This is a genomic window from Okeania hirsuta (assembly GCF_003838195.1).
GTDB classification, from domain to species: Bacteria; Cyanobacteriota; Cyanobacteriia; order Cyanobacteriales; family Microcoleaceae; genus Okeania; species Okeania hirsuta.
Genome location: NZ_RCBY01000027.1, coordinates 34631 through 52923, shown reverse-complemented (window position 1 = coordinate 52923; position 18293 = coordinate 34631). Strand labels below are relative to the sequence as shown.

18 protein-coding genes are annotated in these 18293 nt (G+C 35.1%); 8 read left to right on the top strand and 10 right to left on the bottom strand.

Annotated features, from left to right (window positions below):
• Positions 1-370 precede the first annotated feature (370 nt).
• The 5 genes from D5R40_RS07225 to D5R40_RS07205 all read right to left on the bottom strand — a co-directional run bounded on the left by D5R40_RS07225 (position 371) and on the right by D5R40_RS07205 (position 5725).
• Positions 371-1105: an energy-coupling factor ABC transporter ATP-binding protein gene (locus D5R40_RS07225; RefSeq protein WP_124154431.1), complete on the bottom strand. Its 735-nt coding sequence runs from the start codon at positions 1103-1105 to the stop codon at positions 371-373.
• An 11-nt stretch (positions 1106-1116) separates the two neighbouring features.
• Positions 1117-1917, bottom strand: a complete 801-nt coding sequence (gene cbiQ / locus D5R40_RS07220) for a cobalt ECF transporter T component CbiQ (RefSeq protein ID WP_124144537.1) — start codon at positions 1915-1917, stop codon at positions 1117-1119.
• Positions 1918-2996: 1079 nt separating this feature from the next.
• Positions 2997-3641: a cobalt transporter CbiM gene (cbiM, locus tag D5R40_RS07215; RefSeq protein ID WP_124144538.1), complete on the bottom strand. Its 645-nt coding sequence runs from the start codon at positions 3639-3641 to the stop codon at positions 2997-2999.
• A 303-nt stretch (positions 3642-3944) separates the two neighbouring features.
• Positions 3945-4451 carry a carboxypeptidase-like regulatory domain-containing protein gene (locus D5R40_RS07210; protein WP_124144539.1) on the bottom strand — a complete coding sequence of 169 codons (507 nt, stop codon included), beginning with the start codon at positions 4449-4451 and terminating at the stop codon, positions 3945-3947.
• A gap of 452 nt (positions 4452-4903) precedes the next feature.
• Positions 4904-5725, bottom strand: a complete 822-nt coding sequence (locus D5R40_RS07205) for a DUF4382 domain-containing protein (RefSeq protein WP_339379461.1) — start codon at positions 5723-5725, stop codon at positions 4904-4906.
• Positions 5726-6450: 725 nt separating this feature from the next.
• Between D5R40_RS07205 and D5R40_RS07200 the strand changes: the two genes are divergently transcribed.
• Both D5R40_RS07200 and D5R40_RS07195 read left to right on the top strand, forming a co-directional pair.
• Positions 6451-6819, top strand: a complete 369-nt coding sequence (locus tag D5R40_RS07200; RefSeq protein WP_161564948.1) for a helix-hairpin-helix domain-containing protein — start codon at positions 6451-6453, stop codon at positions 6817-6819.
• Positions 6820-7051: 232 nt separating this feature from the next.
• A complete protein-coding gene (locus tag D5R40_RS07195; protein ID WP_124154429.1) occupies positions 7052-7486 on the top strand; it encodes a ferritin-like domain-containing protein in 435 nt (144 codons plus the stop codon).
• 650 nt (positions 7487-8136) lie between these two features.
• Here the strand turns inward: D5R40_RS07195 and D5R40_RS07190 are convergent.
• Positions 8137-8634, bottom strand: coding sequence for a hypothetical protein (locus tag D5R40_RS07190; RefSeq protein WP_124144542.1), 498 nt, complete (start codon positions 8632-8634; stop codon positions 8137-8139).
• A gap of 219 nt (positions 8635-8853) precedes the next feature.
• Here D5R40_RS07190 and petN point away from each other — a divergent pair, with 219 nt between their 5' ends.
• The 3 genes from petN (at position 8854) to D5R40_RS07175 (ending at position 9957) form a co-directional block, all read left to right on the top strand.
• On the top strand, positions 8854-8943 hold the full coding sequence (gene petN / locus D5R40_RS40855; protein WP_124144543.1) for a cytochrome b6-f complex subunit PetN: 90 nt from the start codon (positions 8854-8856) through the stop codon (positions 8941-8943).
• A 298-nt stretch (positions 8944-9241) separates the two neighbouring features.
• On the top strand, positions 9242-9421 hold the full coding sequence (locus D5R40_RS07180; RefSeq protein WP_192901101.1) for a hypothetical protein: 180 nt from the start codon (positions 9242-9244) through the stop codon (positions 9419-9421).
• A 71-nt stretch (positions 9422-9492) separates the two neighbouring features.
• Complete coding sequence (locus tag D5R40_RS07175) at positions 9493-9957, top strand: multicopper oxidase domain-containing protein (RefSeq protein WP_338043167.1); 465 nt, start codon at positions 9493-9495, stop codon at positions 9955-9957.
• Between the two features lie 343 nt (positions 9958-10300).
• Here the strand turns inward: D5R40_RS07175 and D5R40_RS39255 are convergent, their stop codons facing one another.
• The 3 genes from D5R40_RS39255 to D5R40_RS40850 all read right to left on the bottom strand — a co-directional run bounded on the left by D5R40_RS39255 (position 10301) and on the right by D5R40_RS40850 (position 11054).
• Positions 10301-10507, bottom strand: a complete 207-nt coding sequence (locus tag D5R40_RS39255) for a PAP/fibrillin family protein (protein WP_240038908.1) — start codon at positions 10505-10507, stop codon at positions 10301-10303.
• Between the two features lie 16 nt (positions 10508-10523).
• Positions 10524-10796, bottom strand: coding sequence for a hypothetical protein (locus tag D5R40_RS39250; RefSeq protein ID WP_240038909.1), 273 nt, complete (start codon positions 10794-10796; stop codon positions 10524-10526).
• 123 nt (positions 10797-10919) lie between these two features.
• Positions 10920-11054 carry a hypothetical protein gene (locus tag D5R40_RS40850; RefSeq protein ID WP_275670342.1) on the bottom strand — a complete coding sequence of 45 codons (135 nt, stop codon included), beginning with the start codon at positions 11052-11054 and terminating at the stop codon, positions 10920-10922.
• A 129-nt stretch (positions 11055-11183) separates the two neighbouring features.
• Here D5R40_RS40850 and D5R40_RS07165 point away from each other — a divergent pair, with 129 nt between their 5' ends.
• On the top strand, positions 11184-12593 hold the full coding sequence (locus D5R40_RS07165; RefSeq protein ID WP_124144544.1) for an aromatic ring-hydroxylating dioxygenase subunit alpha: 1410 nt from the start codon (positions 11184-11186) through the stop codon (positions 12591-12593).
• Between the two features lie 609 nt (positions 12594-13202).
• Here the strand turns inward: D5R40_RS07165 and D5R40_RS07160 are convergent.
• Positions 13203-15098, bottom strand: a complete 1896-nt coding sequence (locus D5R40_RS07160; RefSeq protein ID WP_124144545.1) for an AAA-like domain-containing protein — start codon at positions 15096-15098, stop codon at positions 13203-13205.
• 1373 nt (positions 15099-16471) lie between these two features.
• Between D5R40_RS07160 and D5R40_RS07155 the strand changes: the two genes are divergently transcribed.
• A complete protein-coding gene (locus D5R40_RS07155) occupies positions 16472-17140 on the top strand; it encodes a DUF3747 domain-containing protein (protein WP_124144546.1) in 669 nt (222 codons plus the stop codon).
• A 511-nt stretch (positions 17141-17651) separates the two neighbouring features.
• Positions 17652-17969: a hypothetical protein gene (locus D5R40_RS07150; RefSeq protein ID WP_240041558.1), complete on the top strand. Its 318-nt coding sequence runs from the start codon at positions 17652-17654 to the stop codon at positions 17967-17969.
• Positions 17970-18293 lie beyond the last annotated feature (324 nt).

The following is an 18293-nucleotide window of genomic DNA, read 5'->3' as shown; positions in this document are numbered from 1 at the left end:
ACGGAGTCCTCAGGAGTCAGTCCTCAGGAGTCAGGAGGGAAGAAAGAAGAAGGAAGAAGAAGAACAGGAGAAGAAGGAGAGAGTTTTCTGATCACTAATTATCCGGACATCATATAATATGAAGAATAGGAGACAGGAGACAATTATATATAGTGGTCAATAGGAGTAAGTAATTGAGTATTTATACTTAGTATTTTCCTGAAAATCTGACTGCTGAGAAAGGTCAAATGTAGGAGCTATATAGTATAAATACCTACCAAGTTACGGATTTTTCTACTACTTTTAATGTTACAAATTGAAGTGCGGAATGTGAGTTGTAGGACTGCCAATGCTTTTCCCTAAGACCTACCACCTACTACCTAAGACCTTCTTAATAATCAATGGGTAAACCGTAGTATTCAAGAGTTGAACTATCTTGAATAATATTTTGAGTAGAAGTATCTACTTGAATTTGACCAGATTGCAAAATTAAAGCACGTTGAGTTACTTTAGCAACCCAGTTTAAATCATGGGAAGCAATTAATATAATTTTAACTGGTAATTGTAAGATGATTTTAGCTAAATTTTTTCGCCATAAAGGGTCTAGACCATTAGTGGGTTCATCTAATATTAAAATTTCTGGTTTTAATGCTAAAACAGCGGCTAAAGCAGCCAATTTTTTTTGACCTCCTGAAAGTTCATATACAGATCGATCTGCATACTTTTCTAAACCAAATTTTACTAACAAATTATGAGCAATTTCTGTAGCAGTTTCTGGAGATAAACCATAGTTAAGCGGACCAAAAGTTATATCCTCTAAAATCGTAGGCATAAATAGTTGGTCATCAGGATTTTGGAAACAAAAACCTATTTGACGACGTACTTGAGATAAAGTTTTTTCTTCTAGAAGAATTCCTTGAATCCAAATTTCACCAGATACAGGTTTTTTTAAGCCTACTAAAATTTCCATCAAAGTGCTTTTTCCTGTACCTGTAGGTCCTAACAAAGCGACTCTTTCTCCAGGCTTAATTGTCAATGAAAGACTCCGTAAAATCGGTTCATTTTGTGGATATTCAAACAATAAATCTTTAACATAGACTCCAGCTTTTGGGTAATCGTCTTGCATTTTATCAATGACTAATTATTAACAGTAAAAAAAAATATTTCTGCCATGGCAAAACTAGCAGCAATTATCAGAGATAGGAATAGATATATTGAGTCAGAGCTATATTTAAGATTGTTTGTATAACTGAAATATATTCTATTATTTTCATTGTGTAACACATTGCCATAACCGCGCAACAACATTGCCTGATAAACTCGTTCTGCTTGTTGATAACTTCGCACTAAAAGACTACCTGTAAGAGCAGCATAAACTGATAAATTTCTCCAACTAAATTTGTTTCGTTGAAAACCTCTTAATCTAGTAGCTTTAAGCATAATACTAAGTTGATTAGATATTTCAAAAATATAACGATAAGATAACAACAGTATATCGGTAATAATGGGAGAAATTCCTAACTGCCTCATCCCTTTTATTGTTGTTAAAAACGAACTTGTACCGAATAAAATTAAACAAGTAGTCATAATGGCAAAAAAACGACTAACAATTAATATAACTGCCAGACATCCTTCCTGACGAATTGTCAAAAATCCGTATTGCCAAATAATTGTTTGACCAGATAAAAAAGGTAATAATACGATTACTCCTAACAAAAAAAACCCTGGATAACGTAATCGACTAATTAAAAATGATAAAGGTAGGTTTGAAACTCCATAAAGCAGAATTGTTACTAAGAGCATTAATGGAATTAAATACCAATTCTTAACAGTAGCAAAAGCAAACATTAATGCCATTAAACCAATAAGTTTATATCTCACATCCCACCGATGTATTGGAGAGTTTAAATTGGCATATTCATCTAGAGCAAATTTCATTACTATAGTAGGTATTAGGTAGTAGATTTTCCACAATTAATAATTATTGTCTCCTCTCCTTTTTGAGTGGGGCAGTAGGCGACCCACCCCTAACCCCTCCCCCTCCCAGGAGTGGAATAGGGGGAGTAGTAAACATAAGAATAATTAACAATAACTGGCGTGCTAATTATCAAAAAAGTTATTCAGTCTGCGTTAATTACTTAATAATTGAAGTGTCACCTAAGTTAAGTATTCTTTTTTCACGCTTGGTATAATAAACAAATGAGAAAAAAATCGAAATAGGTAAATTATAGGATTGGAGAAGTTTTTTTTAGGCATAATTTTCAGTTTTTTTTGTAGCATTGCTTTTTCCACGCTTGGTATTACCTAATACCTTATGGTAACTACTATTAGCTGTAGACGAGAAAAGTTTACTGCTCAATCTAACACCTAACTTTGAAAACAAAGGAACAAATAACAAAAGAAAGTTGTAGTTAAAAATTTGACTAACTATCACCGAAAAGTCCTGACCTCAAGTCTCCCCTTTTAAGGGGATAAAAAGCGGTTGAGGGATGGCGAGGTCCCCTCGCCATATCCAATCAACCAAGACAGCGGTCGATCTTCGGAGCTTCCCGTAGGGTGGGGTGGCGTTTGCTACCGCAAAGCTTTCCGTTCCGGAATGCTACCGCAAACGCTAACAGGGGAGCGGGTCTGTAAGAACGGGTCTCCTCGCCATATCAAATCGACCAAGAGAAAGAGAATATTTCAGATTTCAAGCTTCTTGCTTTCCTAGGTCATGCTGCGCAAACAGCGGTCGGTACTGATAACTGATAACTGAAATGACTAACTAATAGTTATTCAAGATTGATTTGAAGGATATAGTAGTCGAAGGAAAGGTGAGGACATATCAAAAACTTAAAACTCAGACAACGCCAGATTTTTCCTTATTACTTATGTCTTCTTCCTTCTGCTATAACCTGTGAAATTTTCTCCCTTACCTATTTTCCATAATCATCTTCTCTAGTAAGAGTTTCAACCCATAATTTTCAAATTTAAAAACCAGTATCCTCTGACTTTTTATAGATTTCTGAACAACAGTCCTAAGAAGGTAAAAGCTCTGGCATAACTCGACGCAAAAAACTAATAATCATTGCAGTCAAAATACCTTCTATTCCCATCAAAGGAATATGAGAAATCATTAATCCATAAATTACTCTCTGCTCTAAGACAGTATCAAACCCAGAAGGTATATTTGTAATAATTATCGTAAAAAATATTAAACTAGAAACTCCAATAGCACTAGCTCCAGCAATAAATCCAAAAATACTCATAGATAAATTTTCCTTAATTCCATTTCCTAAAATATGACGTAGCTGAAATATTTGATAAGCCAAAAGCGCAGGTATTCCCATAATTAAAGCATTAATTCCTAAAGTAGTTAAACCACCATGTCCGAACATTATTGCTTGAAAAAATAGACCAACCAGGATAGCTGGAAAAGCATAATAACCCAAAACAGTTCCTAACAAACCATTTAATACTAAATGAACGCTAGCTGGTGGAATAGGAATATGAATACTAGAAGCCACAAAAAAAGCTGCTGTTAATAAAGAAGCTTTAGGAATACTAGCTTGAGGATTTGGTAAACGATTAATTTGGCGTAGAGAATACCAGGTAATTAAAGAAGTAATCCCATAGCCACTAATACATAGTTGAGCAGGCAAAATACCTTCTGAAATGTGCATTATTGAAGATTTAAAATTATCCTGACAAAGGTCAAATATTATAAGCATTCAGCCGTCAGCTATTAGCTATCAGCTAGTAATTTTGGGTCTGCGTAAAAGCAACCTTTGAAATTGAAAAAGAATAAAAAGTTACTGCCAAAGTCCCAGGAACAAAAAAGCAACCTTTGAAATTGAAAAAGAATAAAAAGTTACTGCCAAAGTCCCAGAAACAAACCTGAGAAATAATTATTCATTACTAATTGCTGATAGCTGACTGCTGATAGCTGTTTGCGCAGCATTCCGCAGGAAATGCTTACCATTATTCTAATGTTCTTCTTGTGGTCGATATTGAGTTTTAAATCGCCAAAAAAATAAAGTAGTTCCCACAAAACCCCACATAGTACAACCGATCATTAATCCTTTTTGTAGCGGATTATAATCATTAGAAATATTGGCTAAATACTTGTGATTTTTGCTGACATTATGATTATGATAATTGTTAGATTCATCTACTTGAAAAGGAATACTGACCAGCCCACCATGACCAGCTTGACGCACCTTAATTTCCCAAGTTCCAGACAGAGAAGAATCAGGGTGAAAAATAAAATTTCCTTGCTCATCAGTTGTGCCTTTTAACCAAACTTTATTTGGTTCGATAGGAGCATAAACTGTGACAGAAGCATTAGGTAAAGGAGTGCCAGTATCGTAAGTAGCATTAATCTTAATTGCCTGAGTAATTTGGTGTTGAATTTTCACTCCATGAGCGATGGCTTTTCCCTGTAAACTTACTGAAGATAAAAATATTAAAGGAATAGCAAATTGCCATTTCATATTTTACCTATGTATAATTTTTACCTTAGCAATCTTGCCATTATTTATAATAAAATAGGATTTATTTTATAGAAAATCCCGAATTACTAAATTACCCAATTTAATTTATGAGATTTCTTTGTGGGTTTAATACCCCACCGTCAACGGGGGTGTTCACGCATTACTTGGGGGAGCGAATCCCCATGTAATTTTCCTCCTGTCTCCTGTCTCCTGTCTCCTGTCTCCTTCTTCAAGAGATTTCTTACAAGGCTAAAAGTCCAATAAATTACTAGTGCAGGATGGCAGAAATAACTAACCAGTTACAAAATCCTAAAAGCCTTACCAATCAATACTTTTGACTGTATTGAGTGCGTCTTACATTCTGAGGACACCTCAGAATTACGCACTCGATGCATGACTTTTGACTTTTAACTTCCGCGTAGCGGCAATAGACAAAAATTATCTTTGACTTTTTAATTTTGACTTACTAATGACTCATGGCAATGGCCTTCACCGACATGACCCAAACTGGGTAAAATTGCCATTAACTTTTGATAGTCAGCAGGGGAAAGTTTGCTTTTCAATGTAGCCATATCTGCTTCAACTTTTCCTCCTTCGGCGATCGCTGCTAGAGGTGCAAAACCTAATGCTCCTGTATTAATTTCATCATCTGAGGCGGCACCACCATCACCGAAAAGATGGTCAAAATGGAATGTTGCCTCCAATTCTGCGGTATCTCCACCTTGGAGAATACCTTTACGCTCATCTCCAACAAAATCTCCACAGGTAAATTCTAGCTCCTGGTCAATTTTGAGGGTAAAAGGTATAGTCTGACCATCTTTAGTTGCTGTGCCATTAATTAATAGAGAATAACCCTGAGCAGGGCCAACCGTTGCTTTGGGCATTTTCCAAGAGATGGCATTGTAGCGACCAGGAGGTGCAGATACCTCACTTACCAAAATAGCTTCCGCAGTTTCATCCCCCTCTGCTAAGTCTACTGTTTTAGTTTGAGCAAGAATGACCTTTTCTTTTGCCTCTGGTTTTCCTCCCGTTTCAGCATTATAGGGTGGGTCTGTTTGGTAGGCAGTGACTTCCACTAAATTCGCGTAAAGTTGGTCAAATGTCACTTTCCACCCATCTTTAGTCACGAAACCTTCTCTGACAAAGTCTTCTCCGTTGGCACGAAGTTTGAGAGTACCTGGAGTATTGTCAGTTGTTTGGGTTTGCTCGGTCTCAGTTTCAGTTGTTTGGGTTTGACAACTGCTGAGTAAAGCACTAGGGATGACAAAGGCCAATGTTGACCATATTAACAGCTGTTTTCTCATCTTCATTACTTTTACAGTTGTACAGATAGGATGTTGAAAGTAAGAAAATTTTAGCCATGGGATTTTGATTTATAGAGAATTATGGACATGAGTAACTATTTCTCTCAAAATCTATGTTGCTTACTTTTTTGACATTCTTTCATACACATCTCTGTTATTTAGCAAACACTTTTTTATAAAAATTAACAATCCCTGGGGAGGGCATTATAGCGCGTAGCGCAAGTCAGAAGTTAGAAGTCATAAGTCAGAAGCAATCCCTGACTGAGTTTGAGTGTTTATAATTTCCCTAACCTATTTATGTAATGCTATATGTGGACAAAATAATAATTAAGTTTTAAAATTTTTTTTGAATAAGGCAGAAGGCATTCCCCCTTTCAAAGCTATCCCTTACCCATAAGTCTTAGAAGTATTGCAGGGTGGAGAGATGGTTATAGTAGCAACGCCAGAGAAATCAAATAGCACACCCATTCGTTATTCACTTTTAGCCACCTCTGTCACTATTTATCTTTTAAAGATTTAAAATTGCTTTTAAACTTTGAGTTAATAACTATTACTATCAAAAATAAGATGATAGGATTATGACTTTAATAAAGATAAAATAAAAAAAACTAATATGTAAAAAATTGTCAATATTTTTGAGACCCCTTACAATATTTAATTGTCTTAGCATGAGCCAAAAAACTTACTTAACTAATATGATGAATCACTTTCGTTTTCTATCCTTATCTGGAATTATTGCTAGCTTAATTGCCATGAGTTCCTGTGCAAATACAACTACTCCAACTGTAGATCCTAACGCTAGTCCTAATAGTTTAAATTCACCAGTATCTACTGCTACTGACAACATGAGCAAAATAGATATAAATGATGCTTCAGACTCAGACTTAAAAAAATTAGCAATCAAGTTAAACATACCGGAGCTACCAGAAAAAATTAAAGAAAATCGTCCTTACAAAGATATTAATGAACTGGCGGTCAAAGAAGTTATTAGTCCTCAACAATTAGACTTTGTGAAGAATGATATAACTGTGGCAAAACCTACCCCAGTACCAGAAGAAAATTAATTTTAAAAAAGTTTTTTTTATTGTACTATTTACCCCTACTAATATATTCCTTATTTACTTAGTAGTAACTTAGTAGTAGGGGTAGAAAAAGGTTTTGTATTGAAATTATCTATAGAGAAAATTAATATATTTCAATCTTAAATAAAAGTTAAAATAATGTATTTTGTTGATTAAATGTATATAATTCAGAAGTGAAAATTAAGCAGAAAAAATTAAGACTTGAGAAACTAAAATGATAGAACTTAATACACAAAAAGCTGTAGAGTTATTAAACTCTATTATGGAATTTGAACTAGCAGGAGTAGTGCGCTATACTCACTACTCCCTAATGGTAACAGGACCTAATCGCATACCAATTGTACAATTTTTTCAAGCCCAAGCAAATGAATCTTTACTTCATGCTCAACAAGCAGGAGAAATATTAACAGGTTTAGAAGGTCACCCCACATTAAAAGTTGCTCCAATTGAAGAAACAAATCAACATTCAGTACCAGACCTTTTAAAGGAAAGCCTTAACCATGAAGCTAAAGCTTTACAACTATATAAAAGCTTCTTGCAAGTTGTAGAAAACGCAAGTATATATTTAGAAGAATATGCTCGTACCATGATTGGTCAAGAAGAGTTACATAATATGGAAATCAAAAAAATGTTGCGTGACTACAGTTGATTAATATAACCTAGAGTAAATCTCTAAAATTATCATAGCAATCCGTCTAAAAAATGTGAATATCTGCCCAGAAATTACATATTATTTAGGATTAGAGAAAGAGCAATCGGATTGCTTCATTTTTCTCCAATACCAAAGAAAAATATCAACTATTTTGAGAAAATTTTTGTGATTATTTACCAAAAATCATCCGCTTTTTTATTGCTAAATATGCCATTGGTGATTGGAGGTATGAAATCAGTAATTTAGGTAAATTAAGAGTAATTATTTGAATGGCAAGATTAGATATTGTCTTTACTGAATTGACCGAAAAGCACATTTCTTTCTCCTGACTCGGTCCTCCTGACTCCTAAGTAGGGTTTGCTGAAAAAGTATTTTAGTAGGGGTAGGAAACAGGAGACAGGAGACAGGAGACAGGAGAAAAGGGTCGGGAGCGAGGAAGTAGGAGCGGGCGTTTTGTAAGAATGATTTTTCTGCCCAACTATGCGCCTAAAATACTAACTTTTTGAGCGTGAAGAGCTGAAACAGGCGCACTTTTTTCGTTCCCAAAAAGGCACTTGTCTTTATATGTCAATGCTTTTATATTTAATCAGCAAGCCCTAAGTAATTAAGGTTAATATCATACAGTAATTCACCAACGCCCTAAATATTTATTCATCTTCATTAGGTAGAGAAGGAACAGAAGGAAAAGATTTTATCCACTTTTGATTAATACTCCAATCCAAAACAAGGCCAGCCACAGCAAAAGCCACTACACTTTCTATACCCAAGACCATTAAAGGCCATAAATCAAGAAACCTATCCTCATAACTTAATCCCACATCAATTTGTCCCAAACCTCTGACACTGCCAAAGGCCACGACTGCTCCGGATTTTAGATGGGGGTTGCTGTCCTGACGGATAATATAACGATAAGTCACGCCAAACAGAAAACCACTAATAAAAGCAATGGCGCACTGAAACAAAAAATTCCAGCCTAGAGCTATAATTTCTAAATCTGCCAATAACTCAAACTTATGGGCCAAAAATAGGCTGTTGCCGAAAGCGATCGCCCCAGAGGTTAAAAATAGGGAAATACCAGCTATAGTTCCTGCTTTTAGAGATTCTATTCTTTCAGCAAAGGTAAAATTTGATGAGTATTTGACCATATATCATATTATTGATTACCACCGAAGGGTATCAACCATCAGTTTTTTGTCTCACTTATCTTACTATTGTTTTCAAGACTGGTTAAGATACTTAAATTGATACGCAAATTGCGATAAACTTAATATTATTATTCTGTTTGATACTTTTGATAGTCAAAATACCCTAAATCAAATATTATAAAATTTGAAGTAAATGTTTACCTTTTTCTAAATGTAGTTATGGATATTTTGTCATTAGGCTGGGTTTCACTTTTAGTTGTGTTCGGCTTCTCTATTTCGATGGTAGTCTGGGGTCGTAACGGTTTCTAGAAACTAAGCATCCGTTTTTATAAACCTAATTTTTTTGATGCGATCGCACTAAATAGCTTTTCTGAGCAACACCAGAGATGGGGTAGGTTTGTTACCTCTCCCCATCAACCTTAGAAAATAACATTGCTTAACCAATAATTATTTATATAAAATTCCTCCTCATCTTCTCAAGCAAATATCAATCAAAAAATATAGGTAAGCAGAATTACTTTTATCCCTACTTATTGAAAAAAATAGAAAATAACTATATTTTAATTATTGACTTTTTAATAAAAAGTGTCAATAACTTTCTATAACTATGGCTAATCCCCTAGAGCCAGAAAAATCAGTAATTTGGAACAGACGGCAATTCTTAAAGCTAGGTTTAGTAGGTAGTGGAGTAACTTTAGCTGGCATTACCACTCAATATATTATACCTGCATTGTCATCATCACTCGAAGCTAGGGCAGCCATCAATACTAGAGTTGTTGGGAAATAAAAATTGAACAATGCTCAAAAGCTTATTCTATAAGGTTTTCAGGATTCTAGGACTTAAAAACGCTATAAACTTTGACCAATAAGGGTTTTAGCCTTTTTTTTAGCTTAATTCCCAACAACTCTACTATAGAATTAAATCCTACAAATACCCTAAGAGAATTTGATTATGGAATTATCAAACAAGAAAACGGTCGTCAAATCCGAGAATTTCAGATTAAAGCAATTAATTCTAAATTACAACTAAATCAAGCAGTATCCTTTATTAGTTGGAACTATAATGGTCGGGTGCCTGGGCCAACATTAAGAGCAACAGAAGGGGAAAGAGTCAGAATAATTTTCGAGAACGAAGGTGGTCACGCCCACACAATGCACTTCCATGGCATTCATCCAGCAGAAGTAGATGGAGTGCGTCCAGTGCGTCATGGGAAAACAACCATTTATGAATTTGACGCTCAACCTTTTGGCGTTCATCTCTATCATTGCCATATTACTCCAGTAACTCGTCATGTCAGCAAAGGGTTGTACGGTATGTTTTGACTATATCAATAGACATCTCCAATAATAAAAAATCAAATCAATTATCGCACAGAAATTATTAATTCTTTCCCCCTACTCTGTACGGACGTTGCATGGAACGTCCCTACCACTCCCTCTTTTGTGGAGATATAGCAATGTGCGCTGGCATATTTACAAATTGCAGGAGGTGTCCAATAGCTAAAAGTCTTATATGATTCCTACGGAATGCTTGCGCAAACGGTTTTTTATTCCCCCAGATGAGCTGTTGCCTGTTGCCTGTTGCCTATTGCCTGTTGCCTGCGCGCAGCGCTATATCTATTAGACATCTTCATAAATTAAATACTCAAATTTGAGCTTTGATCGACTATTTATGCTGTCGCTCACAAACTAGAACAGTTCCCTTTTCTCCCCGTGTAATGCGAAGTTCTTCATCTAAATAAAGCACTTCTAAAGGACCTTTAGGCGATCGCTTCATTGTAAAAGAAATTTCTCCTGTTTCTGTATTCATGCCTTTGGGTGGCACTAACCCAAATATCAACTTTAAAAATACAGACATTAATTGTTCTTTCAACCCTTTCTTTGATAATTTATCGTTGACTAAATATATCTTTCCAAATTAACAAATTTTCACCCTTTTGTGGAGTTAAAGTTCCTCCAGTAAATTCGACTTGTAAGGTTTTATTATCGGCAGGATAACAAACACCTAAATTACGAACAATACCTTTTAATGGTGGGAATAATTCATCAATAATACTAAACTCAACTACAATATCATGGCTACGTTTTTTCCCTTCTCCTAACAACACAACAGGTTGTCTAACAGAATCAATAACTAACTTTAAATTGCTAGGTTCAAACATATTAAATGCTAACCTTCCCAGAGTATAAGCATATTTACCATTAGAAAGTTTCTCCCCTTGAGGAAAAGAAGGGGCGCTAATTAATAGCCAATCTTGAGATTCTAGAAGGGAGCTATGGGTAGGTTATACTATAGGATTAAGTTGAGAAAGTTGCTCTATTTTTTCCTTAACATTCTGGTGTTTAACATCTCCTTGATATATCTTCAAAGCTTCTTTCAAAGCAATTTTTGTTTCAAGTATTGTTGCTGTATAATTCATGATTTTTTCCTAAAATTTGCGTTATGTAAAACTAATACACCCTATGCGAGTTATTAAAACAAGCTATAAAATACTTTGGCATAAAGCTATATTATACTAGGTAACTTAACTAAATCAATTAACATTCTGATGATTACTAACGCTGTAAAAAATTCCCACAATATACCTTTAAGTGCAGGTGGAACTGACCCAGAATATTTTGATTGGCAAGAAGTTTGGTATCCAGTTCATTATGTAGAAGATTTAGACAAAACTAAACCTACACCGTTTACATTATTAGAACGAGATATTGTGATTTGGTGGGAAGAAAAAAACCATCAATGGCGCGTATTTGAAGACCAATCTCCTCATCGTTTAGCACCCCTTTCTCAAGGTAGAATTAATGAGACTGGATGTTTAGAATGTCCTTACCATGGTTGGGCATTTTCAGGCAGAGGAAACTGTGAAATTATTCCTCAACAAAAAGAAGAAGGTAAAGCTGAAAAATCATCAAGAGCAACGGTTAAATCTTTACCTACAAAAGTCTGTCAATGTCTTTTATTTGTCTATGCAGGAAAAGTAGAAAATGCTGCTCAAACACCTATTCCTACAGTTGATGTTTTAGATGAAAATTCTGATAAAAGTTCTAATGAATGGGTTTGTTTAAATACTTTTCGAGATTTACCTTATGATGCTTTAACATTAATGGAAAATGTTTTAGATTCTAGTCATATTCCTTATACTCATCATCGTACTGTGGGAAACCGTACTAATGTTTCTCCTGTAGAATTAGAAGTAGTAGAATCTGGAAAATGGGGTTTTAAAGGAGTCTGGGAAGAAAGTCCAAGAAAAGGTACTTTGGGAAGACAAGAAACTACTTTTATTGCTCCTGCAATGATGTGGCATGACCTTACTTCTAAACAATTTGGTCGTACATTAACAGTTGTATATGCAACACCTATTCGGAAAGGAGAATGTCGTTTGTTTGCTCGTTTTCCTTTTAAGTTTTCTTCTCCATTTCCCAAATTTTTTATTCAGTTAAGTCCTCGTTGGTATTCTCATCTTGGGCAAAATGGAGTATTGGAAGATGACCAAATATTTTTACATCATCAAGAACGGTATTTAGAAGCAAAAGGTGGTAGTCCGAATTTTTCAAAGGCTTTTTATTTACCGACAAAAGCAGATTTATTTGTATTTGAATTGCGTTCTTGGGTGAATAAATATAATGCTCAGTTATTTTCTAATGCAAGTTTAAGTTCTGCTCTTTATTCAGAAATATTATTAGACAGATATCATTCTCATACTAAAAAATGTAGTAGTTTTCGCAATGCTTTAAAATTTTTACAACGAATTAAAATAGGAGTAATAATTGCTACTTCAGCTATGTTGATGATTATCCTATTATTACTGTTAATTTTGGAATATTTAAATATAATTGGGATGATTTTTATGATTTTAACTTTACCTCTTGGAGTTGTTTCTTGGTTAGGGTTAAATCAATTAGAAAAACAGTTTTATCAAGGTCGAGAAACTCCACCAAGAAATTTACCAGATAATTAGGAAATATCAAAATTTTCTTGAGCGAGGGAGTAGGGGAGCGGGGGAGTGGGGGAGATGGGGAAAAAGATGTTGGAATGGCGCTCAGATGGAACATTTTGTATAAGCATAAGAATAATTAACAATAACTGGGGTGCTAACTATCAAAAAAATATTCAGTCTGTGTTAATTAATTAATTAATAATTGAAGTGTCGCCTAAGTTAAAAATTATTTTTTCACGCTTGGTATAATACTATAGCAACTGCTATTACTACTTTTAACTTAGGAATATCTGTTTGCGTAGCACATAGAAATCATTAGAACGGGAACAAGCAACAGTTAGAACGGGAGCAAGAGCTCCCACTAGCTATACCATTATAATCCACCAGTACCTTTAGTTCTTCCTTCTCTCCTAAATAACTAAACTCCCTTCTTTTTTCCTCCTGACTCGGTCGTTCCCCTCCCCTCCAGGGAGGGGTTAGGGGTGGGTTGACTCCTGACTCCTCCATCTTTTATTTATAACTAAACACCTTCTTCCTTCTTCCTTCTTACTTCTTACTTCTTCCTTCTTACTTCTTCCTTCTTACTTCTTCCTTCTTACTTTTTCCTTCTTACTTCTTACTTCTTACTTCTTACTTCTCCGATAACAAATGCGCTTGAAAATACTGACGATATAACTCACATCTGGGATAACATTTATTACTCTGCCATTTCACCAAACCTAAACTATCTAACTTAAAACCCAACATTCCTGTTAACTGCCCATTATAATTTTCAGAAATCGCATTTTTCATCGCTTCAGCTAACTCTGGATATTCTTCTAAATTCCACAAATGTCGTCGTAAATGGTCGCTATAAATTCCCGTTTCAGCAGTTACATTTTCCGGCAAATCTTCCAGAGTTAAATCTTGTTTAGAAATATGATATAAAGCAACCCTAACTAAATAAGGATGCCCGCCAACAATTGTCATTAATTTATCAACTTCTGACTCCGACCAATTCAAATTATGTCGCGATGCTAAATCTCGAACTTGTTGTGGATTAAACTCTGGTAAATCTATAGGCAATCCTACATTAAAAGGAGATTGATTAATATTCATGGGAATATAAACTTCCGTAGAATGTACTACCAATAATCGCAATTTTTTCCAAATAACTCGTCGCTTTGATTCCTCATGCCAAGCTCGTAATAATCCCAAAAAATCTTCGGCAATATCAGGATATTGAAAAACTCTATCAATTTCATCTAAACCCAACACTAAAGGATTATCTATTTGAGCTAATAAATACTTCTCAAAATAATCCTTACAATTAACTTTACTACCAAAAATATCATCCCAATAATCATCTAATTGATTAGGCAAACGTAACTCTCGTCCCACATAAGCACAAAACCATTTTAAGAATTTATCAAGATTACTAAAAACCTCTTTATCTACTAACTGAAAACTTAAAGGTACAGTCCGATATCCTTCCTGTGTAGCATGGTGTAAAATTCTTGCCATTAAAGAAGTTTTACCCATCTGTCGTGGCGCTTTAATTCTAATTAAACCACTTGGTTGCAAAATAGCTTGATAACAACGTTCTTCAATAGGTGGACGCTCGATATAAAAAGTAGATGCCACATCAATTTGTCCCCCCGGTATTTCAGGTTCAGCAGAGGGTAAAGGAGCGCTATTTGTTGATGCAATGCTACTAATTTCTTCCGCAGGTAAAGTCTCTTGTTGTTCCTCTACTTCCGACGCAATATTCTCCGGTGGAGTAGCTAAAAGAGTCAAAACTTCCCTCAGAATGACCACACTATCTTCTGGCGATCGCCACTCCCGTTGTTGAATGCGATAGAGATAACCCCGCAGATCGTGGTTGAGGGGTGTACTCAGGGAAAACCCTACCCGTATCGGCAAAATTACAGGTTTACGGTTGGGTCGGGAAAATTGTAACTCCCTTGCAAGTTGTACTTGATAGGTCAGTAACTCACTTTGTACCGACTGGGGAGGCAAAAATAACAGCAAATAGTCACACCGTCTCAACTCTTCATTAATACGCCGAAACCAATTTTCTCCCAGACGGATGCGGTCTGCTGCCATAAAAACCTGATGACCAGCAGCATTCAAGGCCGTTTCAAACTGTCGCGCCAATTCTCGATCCGGGTCTTGACTGCAATAACTGATAAAAACTTGGGAACTATTGTGACTCACTATTTCTTCGTTATTAAGTAGTGGCAAAAGTTCTCCAATAGGTTCTGTTTCACTTGAAGTTTGACTCTGTTTTCCCGAACGGTGGTCTGCTTCATCCAATGTCAGACCAAAGGAGGCAAAAAGCTGCTGAATTTTACTCAGGTCTGCACCGACTCGCCCTTGTCTAATTTTACTGATGGTGTCGGAACCCACTCCAGACTCAGCTTCAATTTCTGCAAGAGTAGCTCTGAGGTTGTACTGTTGTTTCCATTCTTCAATAGCTTCATTCAGTTTTTTCAGTCCAGAAGTTGTGAGAATTCGTCCGCGATCGCGCTTTGATTTTTTTTCCACTGTTTCTTCCTATTTGTATTTTTATTGTTATTTATTTTACAGCAGTTATCGAGTTGATGAGGTATAAAGTTTTATTGCTCTAGGGAACAGGGAACAGGGAATATACGAATAAATAGTCTTATAGCTGTACCTCACTATCCTCAAAAGTGCTGTAAATGATTTTAACTAGCTATCAGCTTTTCTGTTCCGGAATACTTTCCTACAGAATGCTACGCAAACGCAAATAGCTGTCAGCTAAAAATTCAAGGGTTTGAGTCCCCCACTTTAACGAACTCAGAAGTCAGAAGTTATTAGGGAACACCGGAGCTGGGAACAGGGAATATACGAATAAATAGTCTTATAACTGTACCTCGCTATCCTCAAAAATGCTGTAAATGATTTTAACTAGCTATCAGCTTTTCTGTTCCGGAATACTTTTCTACAAAATGCTACGCAAACGCAAATAGCTGTCAGCTAAAAATTCAAGAGTTTGAGTCCCCCACTTTAACGGACTCAGAAGTCAGAAGTCAGAAGTTATTAGGGAACACCGGAGCTGGGAACAGGAAATATACGAATAGTCTTATAACTGTACCTCACTATCCTCAAAAATGCTGTAAATGATTTTAACTAGCTATCAGCTTTTCTGTTCCGGAATACTTTTCTACAAAATGCTACGCAAACGCAAATAGCTGTCAGCTAAAAATTCAAGAGTTTGAGTCCCCCACTTTAACGGACTCAGAAGTCAGAAGTCAGAAGTTATTAGGGAACACCGGAGCTGGGAACAGGAAATATACGAATAGTCTTATAACTGTACCTCACTATCCTCAAAAATGCTGTAAATGATTTTAACTAGCTATCAGCTTTTTTGTTCCGGAATACTTTTCTACAAAATGCTACGCAAACGCAAATAGCGGTCAGCTAAAAATTCAAGGGTTTGACTCCCCCACCTCACGGGGTGACAAGTCACAAGTCACAAGTCAGAAGTTAACCCACCCCTAACCCCTCCCAGGAGGGGAAGTAGGGGATGCGTGAGCAACTCTCCAAAAATATTTCGCTTTAAAAGGCGGAGTTTTAGACCCAATTATTTTGATAAAAAAGCGCGTGATGCTTGTTAATGGGGGACTTAAACCTTCATTATACACCTTGAGAAGCTGATTGCTCATAGCTGAGTGCTGAATGCTACTTTAACGAACATAGCTAACTCTTTCTAATTTAAGGAAGTTAACTAATTAACAACATTTTAACTGCTTTTATCTCGAAACTATACTGCCTAACATAATTGAGGCTTTTCTAGATTTTTTTAAATCTGGTTTAATTAAAATCCTAATATTCTCTACAAAAAAAAGCCGATTTTTTTAAAGTATTTAGAGAAACAAAAAACAGGGAGCAAGCCAATGAAAAATATTTTTCATCGTTCAATTTTAACTATTTTTAGCACAATATTTTTTACTATTAATACTGCGATATCTGCCCAAGCAAATTTTACTTTTGACGAGGTAGAAATTGACCAAAATCAAGTTATTGCCACGGCAATGCCTCTGAGCGATCTAAACGGATATTCTGGTTATAAACTAATTATTTTAGAGCAGCGTTCTAATGAAAGACCTTGCTGGAGTGAAAGTGAAGCAGGATTATATCCAATTTTAGTTGAGCCTTTGCTATTAAACTTTAATTTTTCTGGCATTTGTGGAAGAGCTACTGATAGTAATGGCTATTCAATTCGGGTAGATGGTAATGATTTATCAGTTAGTCATAGATTAATTTTGCAGAATGTTGGTGGTGAAATTAAATTATTTGGCATTTCCTTGACAGGAGATAAAAAAATGATTGGTAGAAGTCGCGGACTTAGTAATGGAATGATGAAAATTTTTCTAGAACCTGGTTGGCAATTTACTAAGCGTAGTTATCAAGGAAAAGTTCTTGGTCATTTTTATTTTAGTTATGATAGTTTTGCTGCTAAACAAGCTGAGATTGAGCAAAGAATATCTGAGATTGAGGCTCAAATTCCAGATAGTTTAGAGTTTTATGATAATACTAATTCAGCAATAGCAGAAGGTTCTTAACGAAGTCAGAAGTCAGAAGTCAGAAGTTATTTTTTTAACGGGCATTTGAGCAACTCTCCAAAAATATTTCGCCTTAAAAGGTGGGGCTTTAGACCCATATTATTTTGATAAACTGAAGATTCATAAATTACAGAAGTATTTTTTAATATACCTTGAAAAATGTAGATTCAATACACAATATATATTTTGAAAATGGATGAATTGATTGATAAACTTTAGCAATTTAAATTAATTTATAACTCTTAATAAAATCAGAAATTAGCAAATATTTTATCGATGGTAACTAGATTTAAAATTCAGTATATAGCTAGAAAAATTTGTACCGCCCTACTTTCTAATTGATCAAATAGTTAATATAGCAGTAGAAGCAAAGGGCACGGACAGATCAAAAGCTTAAAAATCAGACAACGCAAGATTTTTCCTTCTTCCTTCTTTCTTCTTCCTTCTTTCTTCTGCTATACATTAAAATTTTCTTTCACAAAATCAATAAAAAAACATGGAAATCAGACTTATGAACCATAGAAAAACCCATAAACTATCTCAGAAAGACTTGAATAATTTAGAAACATTATTAACTTTAATAGGTCTAAATTTAGTCATTCAAGAAACAGAGTATTTTACAGGAGATGATTGGTTGCCTCTATGTAATGATATTGATAGTGGAGAAATTTATCGGAACTGGTTTATTTGGCAAGATACAGAAGTTACTCAAGAATGGGAAGCTTACGATCATGTTACTAATCAACGAATTATTGACAGTAACTTAACTAGATTAACAGCAAAAATAGATATAATAGAAAACCAGAGAAACTTACAAATAAATAATTAGTTGAAGAAGGAAGAAGAAAGAAGGAAAAAATGGATAGGGATACTAAAATAAGCCACTCTACATCTACAAACCCCAAGAAATTGTAGATACCGTGTAGACTGCATCAAAACTAGAAACTTTACATACAAAAAAATCAAGTAGGAAATTAATTATGACAGGTTTAGAAATAATAATTTTTGCTTTAGTACCAAGTATTGCTTGGGGAATAGGAATTGTATTTGCTTTCCCTCCTGACGATATTAATAATTACTAAAATCCAAAAATAAGTATCAAAACTTTCATCATCGTAGAAATTGATTAAATTAGTATAGTACTACGCAAATG

What these genes read in the sequence shown, in the direction of transcription:
- D5R40_RS07165 (WP_124144544.1), top strand. Translation starts at nt 11,184, where the DNA reads ATGATTACTAACGCTGTAAAAAATTCCCACAATATACCTTTAAGTGCA.
- D5R40_RS07210 (WP_124144539.1), bottom strand. Translation starts at nt 4,451, where the DNA reads ATGAAATGGCAATTTGCTATTCCTTTAATATTTTTATCTTCAGTAAGT.
- D5R40_RS07225 (WP_124154431.1), bottom strand. Translation starts at nt 1,105, where the DNA reads ATGCAAGACGATTACCCAAAAGCTGGAGTCTATGTTAAAGATTTATTG.
- D5R40_RS39250 (WP_240038909.1), bottom strand. Translation starts at nt 10,796, where the DNA reads ATGTTTGAACCTAGCAATTTAAAGTTAGTTATTGATTCTGTTAGACAA.
- cbiM (WP_124144538.1), bottom strand. Translation starts at nt 3,641, where the DNA reads ATGCACATTTCAGAAGGTATTTTGCCTGCTCAACTATGTATTAGTGGC.
- D5R40_RS07150 (WP_240041558.1), top strand. Translation starts at nt 17,652, where the DNA reads ATGAACCATAGAAAAACCCATAAACTATCTCAGAAAGACTTGAATAAT.
- D5R40_RS07155 (WP_124144546.1), top strand. Translation starts at nt 16,472, where the DNA reads ATGAAAAATATTTTTCATCGTTCAATTTTAACTATTTTTAGCACAATA.
- D5R40_RS07195 (WP_124154429.1), top strand. Translation starts at nt 7,052, where the DNA reads ATGATAGAACTTAATACACAAAAAGCTGTAGAGTTATTAAACTCTATT.
- D5R40_RS07180 (WP_192901101.1), top strand. Translation starts at nt 9,242, where the DNA reads ATGGCTAATCCCCTAGAGCCAGAAAAATCAGTAATTTGGAACAGACGG.
- D5R40_RS07190 (WP_124144542.1), bottom strand. Translation starts at nt 8,634, where the DNA reads ATGGTCAAATACTCATCAAATTTTACCTTTGCTGAAAGAATAGAATCT.
- cbiQ (WP_124144537.1), bottom strand. Translation starts at nt 1,917, where the DNA reads ATGAAATTTGCTCTAGATGAATATGCCAATTTAAACTCTCCAATACAT.
- D5R40_RS40850 (WP_275670342.1), bottom strand. Translation starts at nt 11,054, where the DNA reads ATGAATTATACAGCAACAATACTTGAAACAAAAATTGCTTTGAAAGAA.
- petN (WP_124144543.1), top strand. Translation starts at nt 8,854, where the DNA reads ATGGATATTTTGTCATTAGGCTGGGTTTCACTTTTAGTTGTGTTCGGC.
- D5R40_RS07200 (WP_161564948.1), top strand. Translation starts at nt 6,451, where the DNA reads ATGATGAATCACTTTCGTTTTCTATCCTTATCTGGAATTATTGCTAGC.